Annotated in this window: 25 protein-coding genes; 10 read left to right on the top strand and 15 right to left on the bottom strand. The window is 46.4% G+C overall.

The window, feature by feature from the left end:
• Positions 1-10 precede the first annotated feature (10 nt).
• Genes argB through argC form a run of 3 tightly spaced genes read right to left on the bottom strand, consistent with a single transcriptional unit; the run spans position 11 to position 3,101 of the window.
• On the bottom strand, positions 11-799 hold the full coding sequence (gene argB / locus Q0757_RS00785; protein WP_298783721.1) for an acetylglutamate kinase: 789 nt from the start codon (positions 797-799) through the stop codon (positions 11-13).
• A 21-nt stretch (positions 800-820) separates the two neighbouring features.
• Complete coding sequence (argJ, locus tag Q0757_RS00780) at positions 821-2,053, bottom strand: bifunctional glutamate N-acetyltransferase/amino-acid acetyltransferase ArgJ (RefSeq protein ID WP_298783719.1); 1,233 nt, start codon at positions 2,051-2,053, stop codon at positions 821-823.
• 16 nt (positions 2,054-2,069) lie between these two features.
• On the bottom strand, positions 2,070-3,101 hold the full coding sequence (argC, locus tag Q0757_RS00775) for an N-acetyl-gamma-glutamyl-phosphate reductase (protein WP_298783717.1): 1,032 nt from the start codon (positions 3,099-3,101) through the stop codon (positions 2,070-2,072).
• Between the two features lie 366 nt (positions 3,102-3,467).
• On the opposite strand from argC, the gene Q0757_RS00770 reads away from it, so the two are divergent.
• On the top strand, positions 3,468-4,304 hold the full coding sequence (locus Q0757_RS00770; protein WP_298783715.1) for a Cof-type HAD-IIB family hydrolase: 837 nt from the start codon (positions 3,468-3,470) through the stop codon (positions 4,302-4,304).
• A 33-nt stretch (positions 4,305-4,337) separates the two neighbouring features.
• Entirely contained in the window at positions 4,338-4,790 is a 453-nt protein-coding gene (locus Q0757_RS00765) for a GNAT family N-acetyltransferase (RefSeq protein ID WP_298783713.1), read from the top strand.
• A gap of 33 nt (positions 4,791-4,823) precedes the next feature.
• On the opposite strand, the gene Q0757_RS00760 is transcribed toward Q0757_RS00765, so the two are convergent.
• Entirely contained in the window at positions 4,824-5,390 is a 567-nt protein-coding gene (locus Q0757_RS00760; protein ID WP_298783711.1) for a helix-turn-helix domain-containing protein, read from the bottom strand.
• A gap of 64 nt (positions 5,391-5,454) precedes the next feature.
• On the opposite strand from Q0757_RS00760, the gene Q0757_RS00755 reads away from it, so the two are divergent.
• Both Q0757_RS00755 and Q0757_RS00750 read left to right on the top strand, forming a co-directional pair.
• Positions 5,455-6,165 (top strand): AzlC family ABC transporter permease, encoded by a 711-nt coding sequence (locus tag Q0757_RS00755; RefSeq protein WP_298783709.1) that lies wholly within the window; start codon positions 5,455-5,457, stop codon positions 6,163-6,165.
• Positions 6,162-6,464 (top strand): AzlD domain-containing protein, encoded by a 303-nt coding sequence (locus tag Q0757_RS00750; protein WP_298783707.1) that lies wholly within the window; start codon positions 6,162-6,164, stop codon positions 6,462-6,464. The genes Q0757_RS00755 and Q0757_RS00750 overlap by 4 nt, the downstream gene beginning before the upstream one ends.
• A 34-nt stretch (positions 6,465-6,498) precedes the next feature.
• On the opposite strand, the gene Q0757_RS00745 is transcribed toward Q0757_RS00750, so the two are convergent.
• The 5 genes from Q0757_RS00745 to Q0757_RS00725 form a co-directional block, all read right to left on the bottom strand.
• The gene (locus Q0757_RS00745; protein WP_298783705.1) at positions 6,499-6,963 is read right to left on the bottom strand and encodes a BsuPI-related putative proteinase inhibitor; all 465 of its coding nucleotides are present in this window, start codon (positions 6,961-6,963) and stop codon (positions 6,499-6,501) included.
• A 34-nt stretch (positions 6,964-6,997) separates the two neighbouring features.
• Positions 6,998-7,843, bottom strand: a complete 846-nt coding sequence (locus Q0757_RS00740; RefSeq protein ID WP_022793222.1) for a YitT family protein — start codon at positions 7,841-7,843, stop codon at positions 6,998-7,000.
• A gap of 30 nt (positions 7,844-7,873) precedes the next feature.
• Entirely contained in the window at positions 7,874-8,629 is a 756-nt protein-coding gene (locus Q0757_RS00735) for an alpha/beta fold hydrolase (RefSeq protein WP_298783699.1), read from the bottom strand.
• A gap of 164 nt (positions 8,630-8,793) precedes the next feature.
• Positions 8,794-9,108 carry a hypothetical protein gene (locus tag Q0757_RS00730; protein ID WP_298783697.1) on the bottom strand — a complete coding sequence of 105 codons (315 nt, stop codon included), beginning with the start codon at positions 9,106-9,108 and terminating at the stop codon, positions 8,794-8,796.
• A 178-nt stretch (positions 9,109-9,286) separates the two neighbouring features.
• Positions 9,287-9,658 carry a rhodanese-like domain-containing protein gene (locus Q0757_RS00725; protein WP_298783696.1) on the bottom strand — a complete coding sequence of 124 codons (372 nt, stop codon included), beginning with the start codon at positions 9,656-9,658 and terminating at the stop codon, positions 9,287-9,289.
• Between the two features lie 133 nt (positions 9,659-9,791).
• On the opposite strand from Q0757_RS00725, the gene Q0757_RS00720 reads away from it, so the two are divergent.
• On the top strand, positions 9,792-10,691 hold the full coding sequence (locus tag Q0757_RS00720) for a CdaR family transcriptional regulator (RefSeq protein ID WP_298783694.1): 900 nt from the start codon (positions 9,792-9,794) through the stop codon (positions 10,689-10,691).
• Between the two features lies 1 nt (position 10,692).
• Here Q0757_RS00720 and Q0757_RS00715 read toward each other — a convergent pair whose 3' ends face one another.
• Positions 10,693-11,568, bottom strand: a complete 876-nt coding sequence (locus Q0757_RS00715; protein WP_298783692.1) for a fumarylacetoacetate hydrolase family protein — start codon at positions 11,566-11,568, stop codon at positions 10,693-10,695.
• Positions 11,569-11,589: 21 nt separating this feature from the next.
• The gene (locus Q0757_RS00710; protein WP_298783690.1) at positions 11,590-12,156 is read right to left on the bottom strand and encodes a hypothetical protein; all 567 of its coding nucleotides are present in this window, start codon (positions 12,154-12,156) and stop codon (positions 11,590-11,592) included.
• A gap of 163 nt (positions 12,157-12,319) precedes the next feature.
• Between Q0757_RS00710 and Q0757_RS00705 the strand changes: the two genes are divergently transcribed.
• Positions 12,320-12,760, top strand: coding sequence for a hypothetical protein (locus tag Q0757_RS00705; RefSeq protein ID WP_298783688.1), 441 nt, complete (start codon positions 12,320-12,322; stop codon positions 12,758-12,760).
• A gap of 48 nt (positions 12,761-12,808) precedes the next feature.
• Here the strand turns inward: Q0757_RS00705 and accB are convergent, their stop codons facing one another.
• The 3 genes from accB to accC are packed head-to-tail and all read right to left on the bottom strand — an operon-like array spanning position 12,809 to position 15,341.
• Positions 12,809-13,294 (bottom strand): acetyl-CoA carboxylase biotin carboxyl carrier protein, encoded by a 486-nt coding sequence (accB, locus tag Q0757_RS00700; protein WP_298783686.1) that lies wholly within the window; start codon positions 13,292-13,294, stop codon positions 12,809-12,811.
• Between the two features lie 29 nt (positions 13,295-13,323).
• Positions 13,324-13,956, bottom strand: a complete 633-nt coding sequence (locus Q0757_RS00695) for a TetR/AcrR family transcriptional regulator (protein WP_298783684.1) — start codon at positions 13,954-13,956, stop codon at positions 13,324-13,326.
• 23 nt (positions 13,957-13,979) lie between these two features.
• Positions 13,980-15,341 (bottom strand): acetyl-CoA carboxylase biotin carboxylase subunit, encoded by a 1,362-nt coding sequence (gene accC, locus Q0757_RS00690; RefSeq protein ID WP_298783681.1) that lies wholly within the window; start codon positions 15,339-15,341, stop codon positions 13,980-13,982.
• A gap of 241 nt (positions 15,342-15,582) precedes the next feature.
• On the opposite strand from accC, the gene Q0757_RS00685 reads away from it, so the two are divergent.
• Both Q0757_RS00685 and Q0757_RS00680 read left to right on the top strand, forming a co-directional pair.
• Positions 15,583-16,440 (top strand): dimethylarginine dimethylaminohydrolase family protein, encoded by an 858-nt coding sequence (locus tag Q0757_RS00685; RefSeq protein WP_298783679.1) that lies wholly within the window; start codon positions 15,583-15,585, stop codon positions 16,438-16,440.
• 18 nt (positions 16,441-16,458) lie between these two features.
• A complete protein-coding gene (locus tag Q0757_RS00680; protein ID WP_298783677.1) occupies positions 16,459-16,749 on the top strand; it encodes a 4a-hydroxytetrahydrobiopterin dehydratase in 291 nt (96 codons plus the stop codon).
• A 122-nt stretch (positions 16,750-16,871) separates the two neighbouring features.
• On the opposite strand, the gene Q0757_RS00675 is transcribed toward Q0757_RS00680, so the two are convergent.
• A complete protein-coding gene (locus Q0757_RS00675) occupies positions 16,872-17,315 on the bottom strand; it encodes a DUF2188 domain-containing protein (protein ID WP_298783676.1) in 444 nt (147 codons plus the stop codon).
• A 278-nt stretch (positions 17,316-17,593) separates the two neighbouring features.
• Between Q0757_RS00675 and Q0757_RS00670 the strand changes: the two genes are divergently transcribed.
• The gene (locus Q0757_RS00670; protein ID WP_298783674.1) at positions 17,594-18,049 is read left to right on the top strand and encodes a DUF948 domain-containing protein; all 456 of its coding nucleotides are present in this window, start codon (positions 17,594-17,596) and stop codon (positions 18,047-18,049) included.
• Entirely contained in the window at positions 18,042-18,350 is a 309-nt protein-coding gene (locus Q0757_RS00665; protein ID WP_298783672.1) for a YtxH domain-containing protein, read from the top strand. The genes Q0757_RS00670 and Q0757_RS00665 overlap by 8 nt, the downstream gene beginning before the upstream one ends.
• Positions 18,351-18,357 lie beyond the last annotated feature (7 nt).

Below are 18,357 nucleotides of genomic sequence, written 5' to 3'. Positions count from 1 at the left end.
TCTCCTCCTTTCAAGTCAGGGACGGAGCCTGGACCTGTTCTCTGATTATTGCCGTTCCCTTCAGCTTCCCGCCTGCTTCGTCTGTATGCCCGTCTGCGCCGGCAATAATGACCTTTTCCAGATCTCCAGTCAGGCTTGCCGCTGCTGCCTGGACCTTCGGTATCATTCCGCCGTAAATTTCTCCGTCTTGAATATGCTGCTCAAGCTTCTCTACGTGAATATAGTCCGCTTTGCTTCCGTCGATAAGCACACCTTCAACATCTGTAATAAACAGAAGCTCTTTTGCGCCTATCGCCTGGGCGACAGCCGAAGCAGCCGCGTCAGCATTCACATTTAATTTCTTGCCGTTTTTATCCGCCGCAATAGGAGCGATCACCGGAACAAATCCACTTTCGAGCATGGAGTATATGCAGGAGGTATTAACATTCACGACGTTGCCGACGAGCCCGAGATCCTGATCAGCCACCTGCTCAGCTTCCAGAAGACCTCCGTCAATACCGGACATGCCAAACGCCGGAGAGCCGGCAGATTGAAGGGAGGAAACGAGGCACTTATTCACTTTTCCGGAAAGAATCATTTCTGCTACTTCAAGTACCTCGGGCGTTGTCTTTCGAAGCCCGTTTACAAACTCACACTCAATCTGCATCTGTTCAAGCATACGGTTGATTTCAGGCCCTCCCCCGTGCACAAGCACCGGGTTCATGCCCTTTTTCTTCATAGACGCTATACTTTTGAAAAATTCAGCTGTGAGTTTGTTCACTGTGGAACCGCCGCATTTAACTACAGTGATGCTGTTCATGCTCTTCTCCCCCTTCTTTTCTTACGTCCGGTACCCGGCGTTAATTCTTACATAGTCATATGTCAGGTCGCATCCCCATGCTTTGCCGCTTCCATTTCCCACGTGGAGGTTTACCGTTATTTCCACCGTGTCATTTTCCAGGTACGCTTTTGCATCCTCTTCGGAAAAATGAACCGGGGTGCTTGCTTTTAAGGTTTCCACCGGTCCTACTGATATATCCACAGTGTCTGGGTCAAGCTCAACTTCGCTGTAGCCGAGAGCGACAATCACCCGGCCCCAGTTGGCGTCTGTGCCGTATACAGCGGTTTTTACCAGATCTGATCCAACAATCTGCTTGGCCGCCTGGCCGGCTTCTTCATCTGTAGCAGCACCCTCGACCTTCACTTCAATCAGCTTCGTGGCGCCTTCCCCATCTCTTGCAATCTTTTTCGAAAGGGATTCACATGTCTCTTTCAATCCAGTAACGAACGCGTTCCAGTCAGGATGATCCGGGTGCAGCGGACTGTTTTCCGCCTTGCCGCTCGCCATGACAACTACCATGTCATTTGTGGATGTATCGCCGTCAATGGTAATCCGGTTAAACGTTTTGTTCGTAATTTCTGAAAGCGCCGTCTGCAGATGAGCAGGTTCAATGGCAGCATCCGTGGTCACAAACCCGAGCATCGTAGCCATGTTCGGGTGTATCATTCCGGAGCCCTTCGCCACGCCACCGATAAACACTGCTTTATTGTCCACCCACGTCTGAAAGCATGCGTGCTTTCCGGCGACGTCTGTGGTCATGATTGCTTCATTAAAATCCTGCGCCCGTTCAAATCCGGTTTCCGGCTCGAGGTGTGCAATACCTTCGTTTATTTTATCCATGGGCATCGCTTCGCCGATCACACCGGTAGAGGTTACCGCTACCTGATGCTCCGGCAGGCCGAATTTTTCGGCACTGTTTTTTCTCATGGTATAGGCATCTTCAAGTCCCTGTCTGCCTGTACATGAATTGGCATTCCCGCTGTTGACGACAATCGCCCGGAGCTTTCCCTCTTTGGCAATGCTTTCCTTCGTCACCTGCAGCGGTGCTGCCTGAATTTTATTCAACGTATATACAGCGGCACTCGACGCCGGCACGTCACAAATAATAGCTCCAAGATCTTTTCTTTTTCTTTTGACCTTTGTATGAATACCCGCTGCGGAGAAACCGGCAGGACTTAAAATGCTTCCTCCCGATACTTCTATTACCTGCTCTGCTGTCGATGCCTCTACCATGATTTTTCTTCCTTTCTTATGGATAAACTGGAAGCTGAGAAATCCCTTCGTTCTCATCTGCTCCCAGCATCACATTCATATTTTGTATCGCCTGCCCCGAAGCGCCCTTAACTAAGTTATCAATTACAGAAACGATCGTCAGGCGGTTGGTGCGCTCGTCCACTGTCCAGCCGATATCGCAAAAATTACTGCCATACACTTCTTTAGTTGCTGGAAAGGATTTTTCTCCCCGTATTCTGACGAAGGGCTCTTTATCATAAGCCTGGTGAAACAGTTCCTCTATCTGCCCGCTTTTTGTTCCCCCGGTAAGCGGCACGTACATAGTAGCTAAAATTCCTCTTGTCATCGGCACGAGGTGAGGGCTGAACGTAACGGGATGATTTTTACCCGTATGCGTGTCCAGTGCCTGTTCAATCTCCGGTGTATGCTTATGCTCATTCACTTTATATATTTTTAAATTGCCGTCCATTTCACTGAAATGAGTGGTCTCTGATGGTGTCCGTCCCGCTCCTGTAGTGCCTGTTTTTGCATCAATGATAATATTTGCAGGATCAATAGCATCCTTATCCACCAGGGGCAGAAGACCAAGAAGTACTGCTGTCGGATAGCATCCCGGGTTTGACAAAAGAGAAGTGCCTGCCACTTCCTCCCTGTTCCATTCCGTCAAACCGTAAACCGCCTCCTGAAGCAGGGTCTCTGGTGCGCTTTGACGCTGATACCACTGCTCGTAGGTTCCTGCGTTCTTCAGCCGGAGATCCCCGGACAAATCAATTACTCTGGTGTGCGCTGCAATGGTTTCGCTCCACTCCGCTGATATTCCGGGCGGCGTGGAAAGAAACACAACATCATATGCGGACCAGTCAGCCGTCTCAAGCGGCTGCAGAACTTCATTATATAAATCCTTCATATGCGGATACATATCAGAAAGCTTCGTATTTTGCTTTGAGGAGGAATAAACGTCAATTTGTTTAACGCCGCGGTGCTGGGAGAGCATGCGTATTAATTCCACTCCCCCATAGCCAGTTGCTCCAATAATCGCTGTATTCATAAAGTTGCACCTCTATTTATCTTTATACAATATGTTCTGGTGATTATTATAAGTCTGAATATATATTAATGCAACTGTATTTTTATTTTTTCTTTATATTTTTTCTTTTCCGTCACAAGCTGAGTTTATTAAGCTTTTTCTATTTGTTCAGCCTTTTTTCGGAGAATATAGTTTATGTATGAAAATGTACAATTAATGTATAAATGGCTGAAATTTTTATATCTGTTTTCTCATGTCACCGGTATTCCTTTTCTTTTCTTTTTGCTTGTGTTCCAGTAAAATAAAGAGCGGATCGTGTTTAACGACGCTGTTTCTATACAGACGTAAGCCTACATTTATATTTCCATCAGGAAAGAAGAGGTTTTTATGAAAAAACATTTGATAGCTCTTGATCTAGACGGGACGCTTCTAAAAGATGATAAAACAATTTCCACAAAGACCTGGAAAGTAATCCAGCAGGCTAAACATGCCGGACACACAATAGCTATTGCTACCGGCAGACCATACCGGGCGAGTAAAATGTACTACCAGCAGCTCGGCCTTTCCACGCCTATCGTTAATTTTAACGGAGCGTATGTGCACCACCCGGCCGACCGCTCTTTCCGCTCCTTCCATGAACCGCTTGATCTGGATCTTGCCCGGACAGTAATTGAGACATGCCGGACGTTAAATGTTCAAAACATGCTCGCCGAAGTGCTCGACGACGTGTACATGGATGAGCATGACGAATCCTTTATTGATCTTCTGGCTTTCCAGGGGCCGGTAACCGGAGCAGGAAGGCTTGAAAGAGTGCTTCCGAACTCTCCTACCTCCCTGCTTGTATATCCCCAGGAAGGCACAGCTGAACGCCTGCAGGAACTGCTCTCATCCAGTGAAGCCCAGGGCATGCACCAGCGCTCGTGGGGAGAGCCTCATCATATGATTGAAATTATTAAAAAGGGAAATCATAAAGCAAACGGCCTCGAAAAAGTCGCTGCTTATGCGGGGCTTACGATGGAGGATGTGATTGCTTTCGGGGATGAGGATAACGATCTGGAAATGCTTGAAGCCGCCGGAACGGGGCTTGCCATGGGGAATGCCAGTACAGATACGAAATCAGTGGCAAATGAAGTTATTGGCACAAACGAAGAAGACGGCATCGCCCATTATTTAGAAGAGCGGTTAAAGCTTTCTGCATACGACCCGGTGCTTTTTAAAAATTAGACGCGTGATTTTGAATAAGGATGTGTTCAAACGATGCAGGTGTATAAAGTACCTACAGATACCGAACAGTACGTGAGAAATCAAATAGCAGATCTGCTCATGGGGCAGATGGATTCCATCGGCATGAAGGATGCTTACCGCTTTCTGCAGCGGGCTATCGATCTTTCCCTTGATTCTGACTCCACCGCGCATATTTTTGTAGCCGAAACAGAAGAAAAGATTGTGGGAGCTGCTTTTTTAAATATTGGCATCAGTCTTGAAAAGGGAGGCTATTATGTCTGGCTGAATGATCTCTATGTGGATCAGCAGTACCGCAACCGGGGCATTGCCAAGAAGCTGCTGTTAAAAATTATTTACTGGGCCGAGCATAATGACATCAAGGGCATTGAGCTGGAAACCGGAGTGAACAACGCAGCCACAAAAGCATTGTATAATTCCCTCGGCTTTTACGACGTTATTTCCAAGCGCTACGGCTTCCGTTTTTAACTCCTGTCTTCCCTTCAAGTGGGAAGGCTTTTTTTATTGCCGGTAAGCCGTATAAAAAAGCATAAGCACACCCTTCACTTTTTCCGTGCCGGCATTAATATAGGCATGGTTATGATCCGCCCGGAAACGAAGCGCGTCCTCCGGCCTCATTAGCTGTTTACTTTCCTCATTGGTCTGCACTTCCATCCGCCCTTCGTGCACAAAAATGTATTCCTCTACTCCAAATGGGTGGGCAGAGGAGTAATGGCTCCCTCCTGCAGCCAGCACAAATTCATACCATTCGACCGGAGCCTGTTCGTGTTTGGAAAAAATATTCCGGACCGCGTAGCCGTTCTCCCCTTCAAGCCATTCAGCTTCATCAGCGGAAACAAATTCCATGTCCGGACGCTGTTTCTGCAAAAAAGTAGAAAATCCTACGCCCATCCCTTCTGCAATCTTCCACATTGTCGTAATGGTCGGGTTCGATGCCCCGCGCTCAATCTGTCCAAGCATTGGCTTGCTCACCCCTGTTGCTTCAGCCAGTCTGTCCAGGCTCCAACCGCGCTCATGACGAAGCTGACGTAACATTTTGCCGATTTCTTTTCCAATGGATTCTTTCATTTTTTCACCTCTATTGTATAATATAACATACAAAAGTATAATATAATAAAAAAGGAGGGTGATTATGAGCAATACAGCTGCACTAGATCATTCCTGGAACAGCGGCCTTATTCAGGGGCTTCCTATCGCTGCCGGATATATTCCAGCTGCTTTGGGATTTGGTCTGCTTGGTGCCAACAGTGGCCTGTCCATTTTTGAAACTGCACTTATGAGTATTATAATTTTCTCCGGTGCTGCCCAGTATATGGCTATTGGACTGATTACGGCCGGGGCGGGGTTGTACAGCATCTGGATTTCTACGTTTCTCATAAATATCCGGCATTTATTAATGAGCGCTTCCGCCAAACAAATTCTTTTCTCTGCTTCTAAATGGAAGCAGGGCGTCTTAGCCTTTGGCTTAACCGATGAAGTCTTCGCGCTCATCTCCGCCAAAAGGAATAAAACGACAGCAAATTTTGGAATTGGAATCTTTCTGGCAGCATATATCAGCTGGGTCATTTTTTCATGTGCCGGCTATTATTTTGGTGCCTTTTTCCCCGGTTTTCTGCAGATCAGCATGGATTTTGCCTTGTACGCCCTTTTTGCTGCGCTGCTGTTTCCTGCCATTTTAAAATACCGTATGGCTCTTTACACCGCTGGCTTAAGCGCAGCTGTCAACACGTTTCTTGGGCTCTGGCTTTCCCCGGGATGGGCTATTCCAGCAGCAATGACAGCCTCAGTCATTATTGTCGTATATGTCAGTTCCTTTCAGCATAAAAAGGAGAGTCAGTCATGAATATGCTTCTTTTAATCATTGGAATGGGCGTTATTACATACGTCACGAGAGTTGTTCCTTTCTTTTCGTTAAATATTAACCGCCTGCCCGTTTCCGTGCAGCAGGCACTTCAGCTCATCCCGTACGCAGCGCTCGGAGCCCTCCTGCTCCCCGGGGCCCTGCGTTCCCCGCCTGATCCCTGGTTCGGTATGCTCGGCCTCGGCATTGCCCTTTTGATCGCTTTTACAGGCGGCAGGTTCACTGCTGTCATTTGCGGTACCATTGGCTTTCTTTCTTTTGCTGCTTATTTTATTTATTGATACTAAAAAGCAGGAGCTCTGCCAGCTCCTGCTTTTACGGATTTTCGGACGTTTTCAAGGTCGGGGCGTCCAGGTTTTCAGCAAGGATCCGAAACTCTGCCCGGTACGAATTTTCAGAGTCGAGAAGATCTGCATCAAGCTCCCCGTCCCACCTTCGTATGTTCCCGGCGCTGATTTCCACAGATTTCTCCGCCTGCGTAAATACCTTTCCCTCCGAATAACTATAAACTGGTTCGGAAACGCCTTCTTCTGTAATAATAACTTCTATTTCCTGGCCGTCCGAAAAATCCAGCTTCATTTCTTCGCTGCCTGTATTTTCAAATTCCAAATGCCAGGTGTTGTTTTCAGTGTCCAGATTACCGGTAAGCTCCCAATTATTTTTTGTCATTGAAGCTTCCAGACTAGCGGCGGAAGGCTCTTCAGCAGTCTGTCCGCTGCCACACGCAGCAGCAGAAAGCATACAGAAACAGGCTATTACTGCAGCTAACCACTTTTTCACGGCCATCTCTCTCACTTCCCGGCTTTTATTTTGATCAGTCGTCTTTCCGGAACAGACCAAACACAGTTGTCGTGTTAATAATGTTTGTGAATGCCTCCGGATCTGCTTCCTGAACCACCTGCTGAAGCGTGTACATTTCATACCTTGTAATCACTGTCATTAATATTTCTTTTTCGCTCGCATCAAATCCTCCCCGGGCCGGAATTCGTGTGATCCCCCTGGTCAGATTTTGATGAATAGCATCGCGCATCTCATCCGGGTTTTTCGTTACAATTAAAGCTGTAAGCTTTACGTGCCGTGTGTGAATAGTATCTATGACCCTTGAGCCGACATAGAGCGTTACGAGGGTGTATAAAGAACTTTCCCAGTTATACAGAAAGCCGGCCGCTATAACGATGATCCCGTTCAGCAGCATGAAATACGTGCCGACCGGGCGGTCCCCCATACGGGCCAATACCAGGGCCACAATATCCAGTCCGCCCGCAGAAGCCCCCCATTTTAAGGCTACCGCAGCTCCGGCGGCTGTAATCGCACCGCCGAAGACACTGTTTAATAAAATGTCTCCTGAAAGTTCGGTGATAGGTATAAGGTCAAGAAAAAATGTCGTCAGTGCTACGTGCAAAAAGCTGTAGAACGTAAACAGCCGTCCTACTTTAAACCAGCCGAGCATAGCAATCGGTATATTAATTAAAAACAAGAGCACCCCTGTGGAGAGCGGCAGAAAACCTGCAATAATCTGCGCAATCCCCGTGGCTCCGCTCGCAAATACATTTGCCGGCTCCAAAAACAAATTCAGGCCCACTGCCATAATCAACGCCCCGAATACGATAACCAGGACGCGTATGACTTCCGATACGATAGATGAATGGCTTGTAAGCATAGTCGTCCTCCTTTCTACTGCACGTTTGCTTTAAATATGGGAAGAGGCCCATTCAGAAGCAGCAATCATTCCTTCTCTCGTTACTTTGTGCCCTGCTTCCTGCTGCAGATAATAAGCCTGCCACGAGGACTCCCTCTCCGGAAGACGCTCATAAAAACGATACGATAATTCGTAGGGTACGACGTCATCTTCTTTTCCGTGCCAAAAAAAGATAGGCTTTGCTTCCACTTTGGCGGGGTCAAGAGAGAGATCATACGCAGCCAGTTTATCCAGCAGCTCCTGCTCTTCGCGTTCCGACAGCGCCCAGTCAGGTGTTTTCTTCAATGACCGAATCTGTTCTTCGGCCATCGCTTTCCAGGACGGCGATCCCATCAGAATCATGCCTCCATGGATCCACTCGAATGACTTGAGTGCCCCGCATGAAATAATTCCTCCCATGGACGTACCGGAAACGTATACCCGGCCGCTGTCAATCCATTCATATGTAGTCATTTCATTCAGCAGAGCTTCGGTTTCTTCCACCGCCTGCATGACAATATCCCAAAACGCATAGGTTCTTCTGCCGGCTTCCATATCGCCCTCACGTTCTCCGTGATAAAGAGCATCCGGAAGCACGACCCGTATTCCCTTTTCTGCCAGATAATAGGCAAAGGAAAGATTCTGTTCTTTGCTGCTGCCAAGGCCATGCCAAAATAAAACCGTCGGCTGCGGATGATGTTTGTCTGCCTGCTTCGAGATATGCAGGCTGGGAATATCTGCGATTGTTTGCTTTTCGATAGTAATCATGCCATTTCATCCTTTACAGCCGTTATAGTAGTACACTCTGAATATTGTACCCCAGTAAAGCAATCATTGAAAAGACCGAAGCCTTCCATTTCCTTCAATCAGCTTCAGAAACAAAAAAAGACAGCTGCGTGCATTAAGCACTTCGACAGCTGTCCTTCTGTTGCCTATTTTTCATCCTTTTCCTTTGCTGTCCGGAGCGGCTTTTCCTCTTTTTCCTCTGCTTCTTCGTAATGAAGGACAGAGTACTGAGCACCTTCAGAAACCATTTTGTTATCTTCAAAATCCTGCGGATTCGGGTTACCTACAGTTTCATTCAATTCTTTATCTTCTTCTTCTTTTGTTTTGCCGCCTACCTTGGCTGCTGTACGTTTTGATACGTCCTTCACCTGCGCTCTTGTTTCTCCGTCTTTAAGAAAATAAACGGCTGCGCCAACAATCAGTGCTGTCAATACGGTCCATAAAATACTATTTTTCTGCATACAATACGCCTCCTGTTTCGCTCAACTGAATTCAATGCTCTTTTTCGTTATTTCCCAAATCAGTTAATACTAAACCCTTCATCTTTATAGAGAAGAAGAGACGGTAAGCTTTTTTAGTGAAAACTATGGAAGCTGTTATATAAAAAACTGCAGAAATTAATCTGCAGCTTCTTCGTAATTATTTTTTATACAAATCGTTTACGTCCTTTAATGGGTTTTCCATGCCGGAATTCGTTTCTTCATCCCAGGCGAGCATTCCGCCGGCAAAATTATAAACATTTTCAATGCCATTGTCCTGAAAATACTGGGCCGTATGCTGGCTTCTCGAGCCACTTCGGCAGATAAATACGTATGATTCATCTTTTTTAAACTGATCGATCACTTCCGGGACCTGGTTCATCGGAAGCAGAGGTACACCCGGTATATGACGTTCCTCGTATTCGCCCGGCTCTCTTATATCAATCATGATCGGTGCTTTTTTACCGTTATTATATTGCTCTTTCAGCTCGTCTACATCCAGCTGACGGATTCCTTCTAATTCGTAAGCCACTCTTATTCATCCTTTCTATTTTAGCTTTCTGGTTCTGGTTCATTCTACCACCTATCCATTGATTCGTTAAAAGTCTTGTACCTTAGAATAATCCGTGTCTGATACAATAATGTAAGAATAGGAGGCGGTCAGCTTGTATAATGATATTATTTCGCTATTTCCAGAAGCAGTGCCCGAGGAGCAATGGAAGGAAATCAGCCAGCCCGGACACCACCTTTATTACAGACTTCCGGACGGTACACAAATGGCTTTTCCCACTCATTCCCTCTCCACCAGGGAGAAGCAGCTGCTTGAAACTATGCTTGTGCCCGTTTCCCCTGGCGCCCGGGAATATTCCCCGTGGGCGGCCTATCTTCAGGCAAAAAGCGATACGCTTCCCGAGCAGATTCCCAACCCGTTTCGTTTTTTATTTCTTGAAGGCTCCAGCCTTCATCGCTGGAAAAACGACATTTACGATACCCTGCTTGAATATTACCAGCGTGCAGTCATCCTTACCGTCCTCGGGGATGAAAAGCTTCTCGCTGTTATCCCGGATGATGACTCAGACGAGGAGGAAGTGTTTGAGGCCCAGGAATTATCAGGCCTGCTGATGGGCGATACGATGGTCGATGCTTCTGTCTATTACGGAAGGAAGATATACCGCAGCGAAAACATCCGTTTAATTTATCAGCAGGAACAGGAAATGTTTTCTTTTCTTCAGGAGCAGCAGCCCTCCAGGCGTTCCTTTGCCCCTTTTGAAGCACTGCCCTGCATCCATATGGTCGAAAGTACCCGGTTCTCTAAAAAAGAATTGCTTCATTATGCTCTCAGCGGCCTCGAGCAGGATGAAGAATTAATGCACACTCTTTATACTTTCTTCCTGGAAAACTTAAACAGCAGTGCCACCGCCAAAAGGCTTCACCTGCACAGAAATACGCTGAAATACCGGCTCGACAAAATAACAGAACGGATCGGCATCGACGTCAAACAGTTTCTGCACGCTGCCCCGCTATTTATGCTGCTTCAAACACAGTACGGCTCGGGTATTGCGTAGGCTATATTTTTTTCACTTTATTGGAGAGCGTACCAATCGCCTCCACATGAACGTCTACCGCATCTCCATCCTTTAAATACCTAGGCGGATTGAACCCTGAGCCGACACCAGCCGGGGTGCCCGTAGCAATAACATCACCGGGTCTGAGCGTCATGCCTTTGGATAATTGCTCGATCAGCTCTGCAATATCAAAGATAAGCTCCGACATACTTCCGGATTGCCTTTTCTCCCCGTTTACATAAGTTTCCAGCTTCCAGTCTGACGGCTCGCCGGAAGGACCGACAGTAACATGCGGGCCGATAGGGCCGTACGTGTCCCCGCTTTTTCCAAGGAAAAACTGCTGGTGACGCCTTTGTACATCCCGGGCAGTAATATCATTGAACAACGTGTAGCCGAATACGTGATCCATTGCATTTTCTTTTGATATCCTCCGTCCGGCTTTTCCAATCACTACAGCTATTTCCCCTTCATAATCCAGAGCGTTTGTAAATGATTCATCCAATTCTATAATCTCACCATCCGCGATTAACGAGGAGGATGATTTCGTAAATACCAGCGGGGCCTCCGGAGCATTTTGCGTACCCATTTCCGCAGCATGATCAGCATAATTTTTTCCGATACAGATAATGTTCTGCCCTTCCCTCTTAACCGGCGGAAGTACTTTTACATTTTCCGAAGCATACGTTTTGAATTGATGACGGCTTTCTGCATAATCCTGCCACCGCTCTACAAGCAGGGCTTTTCCGTTGACGGTTTCTTCGAGCCATTTTCTCAAATCACCGTTTTCCCCAATTTCTAAATCGACATACACATCAAATTCTTCATCGTATCCGGCAAGAAAAGAATGGCCGTTTTGTTCCACTGCTGCAATCCGCATGGTTATTTTCCTCCTTGAATACTATTCTGTCTGCTCAGCTTCAATTGTTACACCGTCCAGCTTCAGGCTCTCCCCGTCCAGCAGCCGGCTTTGGGCTTCCTCGGCGGGTGACTGCCATTCCTTTTCATACGCTTCTTCAAACTCCACACGGGAGTGGTTAAAAAACAGGCCGTTTCCAGCTATATAGGGCTCGTACGATTTTAGAAAGGCTTCTTCGTCCGTTACCTGAATATTGACTAGAACATCTCTTCCCTCCCACTGGTCATTTTTATAATACCCAAAAGCATATACGTTATCGAGTACCGCGTAAGAGCCCAGGGGGATAATTGCTTTTGTTTCCTGTGCTTCTTCAAGGCTGTCTGTAGTTATTAATTGTTCTCCCGGCTGCAGACGATCGGCAAAACTAAAGCTTAAATAAAAAAATAATCCCACCATAAAAACAGCGAGCAGCGGGGAAAGCAGCCGTTCTATCCGCTTTGACCGGTTAGCGCCAGCCCGGTGGAGCGCATACGCTGCTGCTGCTCCTATTACTAATGTAACAATGGCGCATATGACATAAAAAACCCATGGAGTTATTGTCCAAATCATTGTCTAACCCTTTCTTTGTACCTTCGTTAAAAATTCCTTTCCTATCGTATCATATCCTCTCTTTCGATCAGAACCAGAGGCTTTTTATCCCCGAACCTATATACGGGTTTAGTTCTATATGAAAGCGGTAATACAAACTTAAATACCACAGGGGGGATCGTTGATGAATAAACTGCACACCTCACTGGCCGTCTGGGCACTCTTTTTATTCGTTATGGCTCTTGTCCTCCCCTTTACGACAAACGGGGACAGCAACCTGGCTGACTTAATGCACAGCTATACAATCTATGGCTTTTTTTCACTCGTACCAATTATTGTTTACGGCACTATTCTTTCGATCTGTTCAGACTGGATTACCAACCTTTTCTTCAGGCGCCTCCCCGAGGTCTCACTTGTTCTTCACATGATTGGCGGAGCTTTTGTTTATGCCTTTTCCCAGCACTGGAACATCGCACTCATGGGAATTTTCGCCGCTGTTTTATTTTTTACGATCGATCAGCTGTTCGTTCTCTGGCACCGACAGTTTTCCTTTGTGGCCAATGTTCCTTTTGTGCTCAGCTTCAGCAGTGTTCTTCTGATGTTTATCGGCGCTTCGTTTTCCTGAACAAATACAAATATGCTCCGGGGGCTTCTCAGTCCCGGAGCATATTTTTTATGAAGGAGTCACCCGAAAAAGAGGCTGTCCGTATTCTACCAGCTCTCCGTCTTCCACTAAAATCTCGGCGATTTCTCCAGTGACTTCTGCTTCAAGCTCATTCATTAACTTCATTGCCTCTACGATGCAGACGATGGTGTCCGGCTTAATTGCAGCTCCCTTTTCCACATAAACGCCTGCTTCCGGTGAAGGCGAACGGTAAAACGTACCTACCATCGGCGATGTAATTTCATAATAATTGGAATCCACTTCCTGTTTTCTGCTCTCTTCCGGTGTTTCTTCTTTTTTCGTTTCTGACTGCTGCGGTGCCGGCTGGGCGGCTGGCTGCGGCGCCGGAGCTGTGGTCTGCTGTGCCACAGGGCGCATCGCTGCCTCTTTACGTATAGTAACCTTTTCTTTCATATCATTCCGGATCTCCAGTTCTCCGACTGAGGACTCGTCCACTGCCTGAATGAGCTCTTTAATTTCTTCAATAGAATACATTAGGGTTCTCTCCTCTCAAAAATAAACACTTACACATGCGTTGAATTCAAGAAAAAATGCTGGTACTTTTGCTGTTTTCTGGCTTCGTCGGTAAGGACCGCATTCATCACCAGATCGCCAAATATGTTTGCGATATCCTGAAGTGAGTACAGTCCGCTTGATTTGTACCACTTGTATGTCCAGTTCATCATTCCAAATATCGCCATCGACGTAATAGGCACTGGAAGCTCCTTTCGGAACTCGCCTTCCTCAATGCCGTTTTCGACCAATTGAAACATCGTGTTCTTGTATTCATCCCGTTTAGCTTCGAGCCGTTTAAAGTAATCCGCAGACAAATGCTTTCCTTCCTGATAAAACACTGTTACATGCGGACGGTACACTTCAAACATACGGACAAACGAGCGTATCACTTCATATAACCGTTCAGCCGGCGTGTCATATCTGGACTGTACTTCGTCTGCTTTTGTAAGCACATAGGTGATGAAGGATTCGTGAATAGTGTACAAAAGCTCTTCTTTGGACGTAAAATTGTGATAAAAACCGCCTTTGGATGTATGGCTTTGTTTCACAATGCGATCGACGGTGACCGCATGGAAGCCAAATTCTTCAAACAGCTCTAACGCTGCATCCGTAATCCGCTTTTTTGTCGATCTGGTCGCCATCGATCCTTCCGCCTTCCTATATGCTAGACACTGTTTTCTTCTTCCATAATAGAATGGGTGTCCAAAAAGTTTGTAGTAAAGTTTCCGGAAATGAAATCTTCATGGTTCAAAAGCTTCAGATGAAACGGGATCGTCGTATCGACTCCGTCTACGACAAATTCAAGCAGTGCCCGTTTCATCCGGGCAATCACTTCTTCCCTGTTTTTTCCGCGCACGATCAGCTTGGCTACCATTGAATCGTAGTAGGGAGAAATTTTAAATCCTGTATACATCGCACTGTCCACCCGTACACCGAGTCCGCCAGGAGGCAGATAAAGTTCAAGCTTTCCGGGAGAAGGCCTGAAATTTTTTGCCGGACTTTCTGCATTGATTCTGCATTCCATCGCCCATCCTTCAATTTCAATTTCCTCCTGCTTCACCTGCAGTTCATGGCCGGCAGCTGCATAAATTTGTTCTTTAATTAAATCAACACCGGTCACTTCTTCTGTCACAGGGTGCTCAACCTGAATTCTCGTATTCATCTCCATAAAATAAAACTTTTTATGTGCATCCAAGAGGAATTCCACTGTGCCTGCCCCGCAGTAATCCACTGCTTTTGCAGCCTGTACGGCAGCTTCCCCCATTGCCTTTCTCGTCTCTTCATCGAGCGCCGGCGACGGGGCCTCTTCTACAAGCTTCTGGTGGCGTCTCTGGATCGAACAGTCTCTTTCTCCTAAATGGATAACGTTTCCATGACTGTCTGCCATAACCTGGATTTCAATGTGCCTTGGCTCCACGACCAGCTTCTCCATATAAACTCCGGCGTCCCCAAAGGAGCTTTCAGCTTCCTGGCGGGCCATCTGGATGCACTTGTCCAGGTCTTCAGCGGTTTGAGCTGCCCGCATTCCTTTTCCACCGCCGCCGGCAGTAGCCTTGATCATCACAGGATAACCGATATCCTCTGCGAGTGCGTGAACGTCTGTGTTTTCATCAAGCAATCCGTTGCTTCCCGGGACCACCGGCACCCCTGCATCTCTCATTGTTTCTCTCGCTACGTCCTTCGTTCCCATCCGGCGGATAGCTTCTGGAGAAGGACCGATAAACGTAATGTCATGATCTGCACAGATCTCGGCAAATTCAGCGTTCTCTGCTAAAAAGCCGTACCCTGGATGAATAGCCTCCGCTCCTGTCTTTAAAGCAGTGGAAATTAAATTAGTCATCTTTAAGTAGCTTTCGGAGGAAGCGTACGGCCCCACACAGTAAGCTTCGTCTGCCATATGAACATGCAGGGCATCTCTATCTGCTTCTGAATATACGGCTACAGTCTCAATTCCAAGTTCCCGGCAGGCTCTTATAATGCGAACTGCAATCTCGCCGCGGTTGGCTATTAATATTCGTTTAAACATACTTCGTTCCTCTCTTTCTGTAAACAACCAGCGGCTGATTTCCGTCCCCGCTGACGATCTATCTCGAAAACCCTTGATATGTAAGGATTTTTCATAATTATGCTACCCTTCATTTTATTCCTTTTGTCAATTCTTCTCAACAATTTTTTTAAAACTTTTCTTTTCTTTCCGTTAAGCATACATAATTCCCGTCGTTTTGTCTGGTATAATGTATGTTTAAAGAGAAAAGGAGCGGGTTCTTTTGACCAACACCATAACTGCGTATGTGGAAGATGAATATTCTGTTTTAGCGGACGTTATCATGTGCGAACCCAGGCATATGGCTATTAAGGAAGTAATAAACGAAATGCAGAAGCAGTACGCTTCCACTGATATTGATATAGAAAAAGCAGTATTACAGCATAACCAGCTTACGGCTGTCATTCAGGAATTCGGAGCTTCTGTGCATTTTCTGCCCGCCTCCGCCTCTCTGCCCGAGCAGGTCTTCACCCGGGATATTGGTTTTGTGGTTGATGATCAATTAATTGTATCAAATATGGGTACTTCTATTCGCTCAGGAGAAACCACGGCATTAGCAGGCTGGTACGAACAGCGTTACGGGGAATGCACCCATTTAAAAAGCGGCACCATCGAAGGCGGCGACGTTATGCTTTCGGAAAAGCTTCTTTTTATCGGCCAAAGCTCCCGGACATCTAAAGAAGGCCTCGACGAACTTCAGAAGGTTTGTCCTGATAAGCGGATTATTCCGGTTCATTTTGACAACCGCCATCTGCATCTGGACTGTATCTTTAATATCTTGGACAGCTCTACTGCTATTGCTTATGAACCGGCCTTTGAAACGGAGAGCCTGGAAACAGTCAAACAGTTTTTTAATATTATTTCTGTACCAGAAGCGGAACAGAGCCGGCTGGGGACTAATGTATTCTCCCTCGGACGCCGCCATGTTATATCACTCCCGGAAAATATGCATGTTAACAAACAATTACGGGAATACGGTTTTATAGTTCATGAAGTTTCCTACGATGAAATTATTAAATCCGGGGGCTCTTTCAGATGTACTACTCTCCCTTTAAGACGGGAGAGAAAAAATCACCAATAAGGAAGGGAATGTGGAACAATGATCATGTCTGCAGAAGAAATCCAAAATGAACTGAGCAATCTGCCAAACTGGAATAGCGACGGGGACAGGGCCATTGTACGGGAATATAAATTTTCTGATTACCTGAATGGTATTGAATTTGTTAAAGAAGTGGCAGCGCATGCAGAAAATGTGCAGCACCATCCTAAAATCACCATTGATCACACGCAGGTTACTATTTCCTTTACCACGGTAGATCAGGGCGGCGTTACTGAAAAAGATTTCAATGCTGCAAAAGAAGTGGAACGACTCGCTGAAGACGTTCAGTAAGGCGCGGATTTTTTTAATAGCTTGTAAAAGACAGCTGCCGGATAAAAAACCCTGGCCGCTGTCCTGTTTCCTAAGACCATTGAACAGAGCAGCTGCGTCCTGGGCAGCTGCTCTTTTTTAGTCTAATAGGAATGTCTTTTTTCTACTGTGCCATCCTTTTTGTAAATAATGGCTTCTGTACCTTTCTTTTCTGCCACTTCTTTTGCACGTTCGATAGCTTCTGATTTGCTGTCATAGACTACATCCGGTTTTTTCGCACTTTTTGCCCGTACAGCCCAGCCGTCTTCATGTGCTTCTACCAGCTCCGCCTTTTCCATCAGTTCCGGGTCAGAACTGCTTTCTTCCTCGTCCCGGGATTTCGGATCTTCCTCCTCCATGAATTCGGTCACTTCTTCTTTAGAAGCATTGCTGTACCATTCTTTTGCCTGCTCAGTCGCGATTGGAATGGCACGGCCTTCATCGTACCCGTCGTCGAGCATCGAATTAGCAATATCGATTGCTTTTTTCTTTACCGGCTTGTCTAAGTTTTTTAAGGATGAAGGATAGTCATTCATGGTCCAGGGCATGTTTTTTCCTCCTCGTTATTTTTTATTACTTTTCTCTTCCCGCATTATATGCATATAAAAACAGGATTTCACCCAAAAGCCCTCTCTTTAATGCCTGCAGGCGCCAATTTCTTTCCGGTAATTTATAAGAGAAACTGTTTAGGGCTCTAAAAAGCAGGGTACGAGAGAGTTAGACACCATTATATGATCCGCACGCCCTGGTGCTCTGCCATGAATCATGGTACCATTTATTAGGCTGTAGGATTAATCGCATTTATTGTAAGGAGGAATGGTGAATCATGGGTATGATCGGTGGCATAGCTCTACTAATCATCGCAATAGCTTTTGCAGTATTAGTTATTTTCTTGGCACGCGTCTTAAGCAACCTCACTAAAACATTGAATGGGGTGAACGAAACAGTAGACAAACTGCCGGAGCAACTCGACCAGGTGATGAATCAATCGGAGCTGATTTTACATAACAGCAACGAAACGATTCTGGATGTAAATGAAAAGCTCCACTCGTTGAGTCCGCTGTTTTATATTGTAGGTGACGCTGGAGAAGCTTCGAGAAAGCTCACTTCAAGCCTTGTTGATATGACAGCAGGCATGAAACGAAGCTCCACCGAGGGTAAAGGCAAAGTGAATGAGCAGGCTCTTGGCGGCCTTTACGGCAGCCTTGCTTTAGGATACTATATGTACCAGAAGCGCCAGGCCATTAAGGACTGGAAAGAGGAGAATACAGGAAATGCATAAAAAGAGCCTATGGTCGGGGGTTGCTGCGGGGTACGCTGTGTCAGTGCTTGCCAGTCTGCTCACCGCTCCGAAAAGCGGAAAAGATTACCGCCGCAAAGTATCTTCCGGAGCAGGCACTGTCCAGCAGACACCTGCAAGGATAAAAGGGAAGGCGAAAGCCCGTTCCGACAAGCTGTACGAATCCGGAAAGATCCGGTATGAACTGCTTCACGGAAAACTCGATAATATTCGTCTGGAAGCCCGTATCAAAGGTGCATCAAGTATGCAGTATCAATCAATGCAAAAACCAGCTGATAAATAAAATCAGC

This window comes from uncultured Marinococcus sp. (assembly GCF_947493875.1).
Taxonomy (GTDB): domain Bacteria; phylum Bacillota; class Bacilli; order Bacillales; family Marinococcaceae; genus Marinococcus.
Note: the sequence above shows the minus strand (reverse complement) of the source record. Positions and strands in the feature narration are given on the sequence as shown.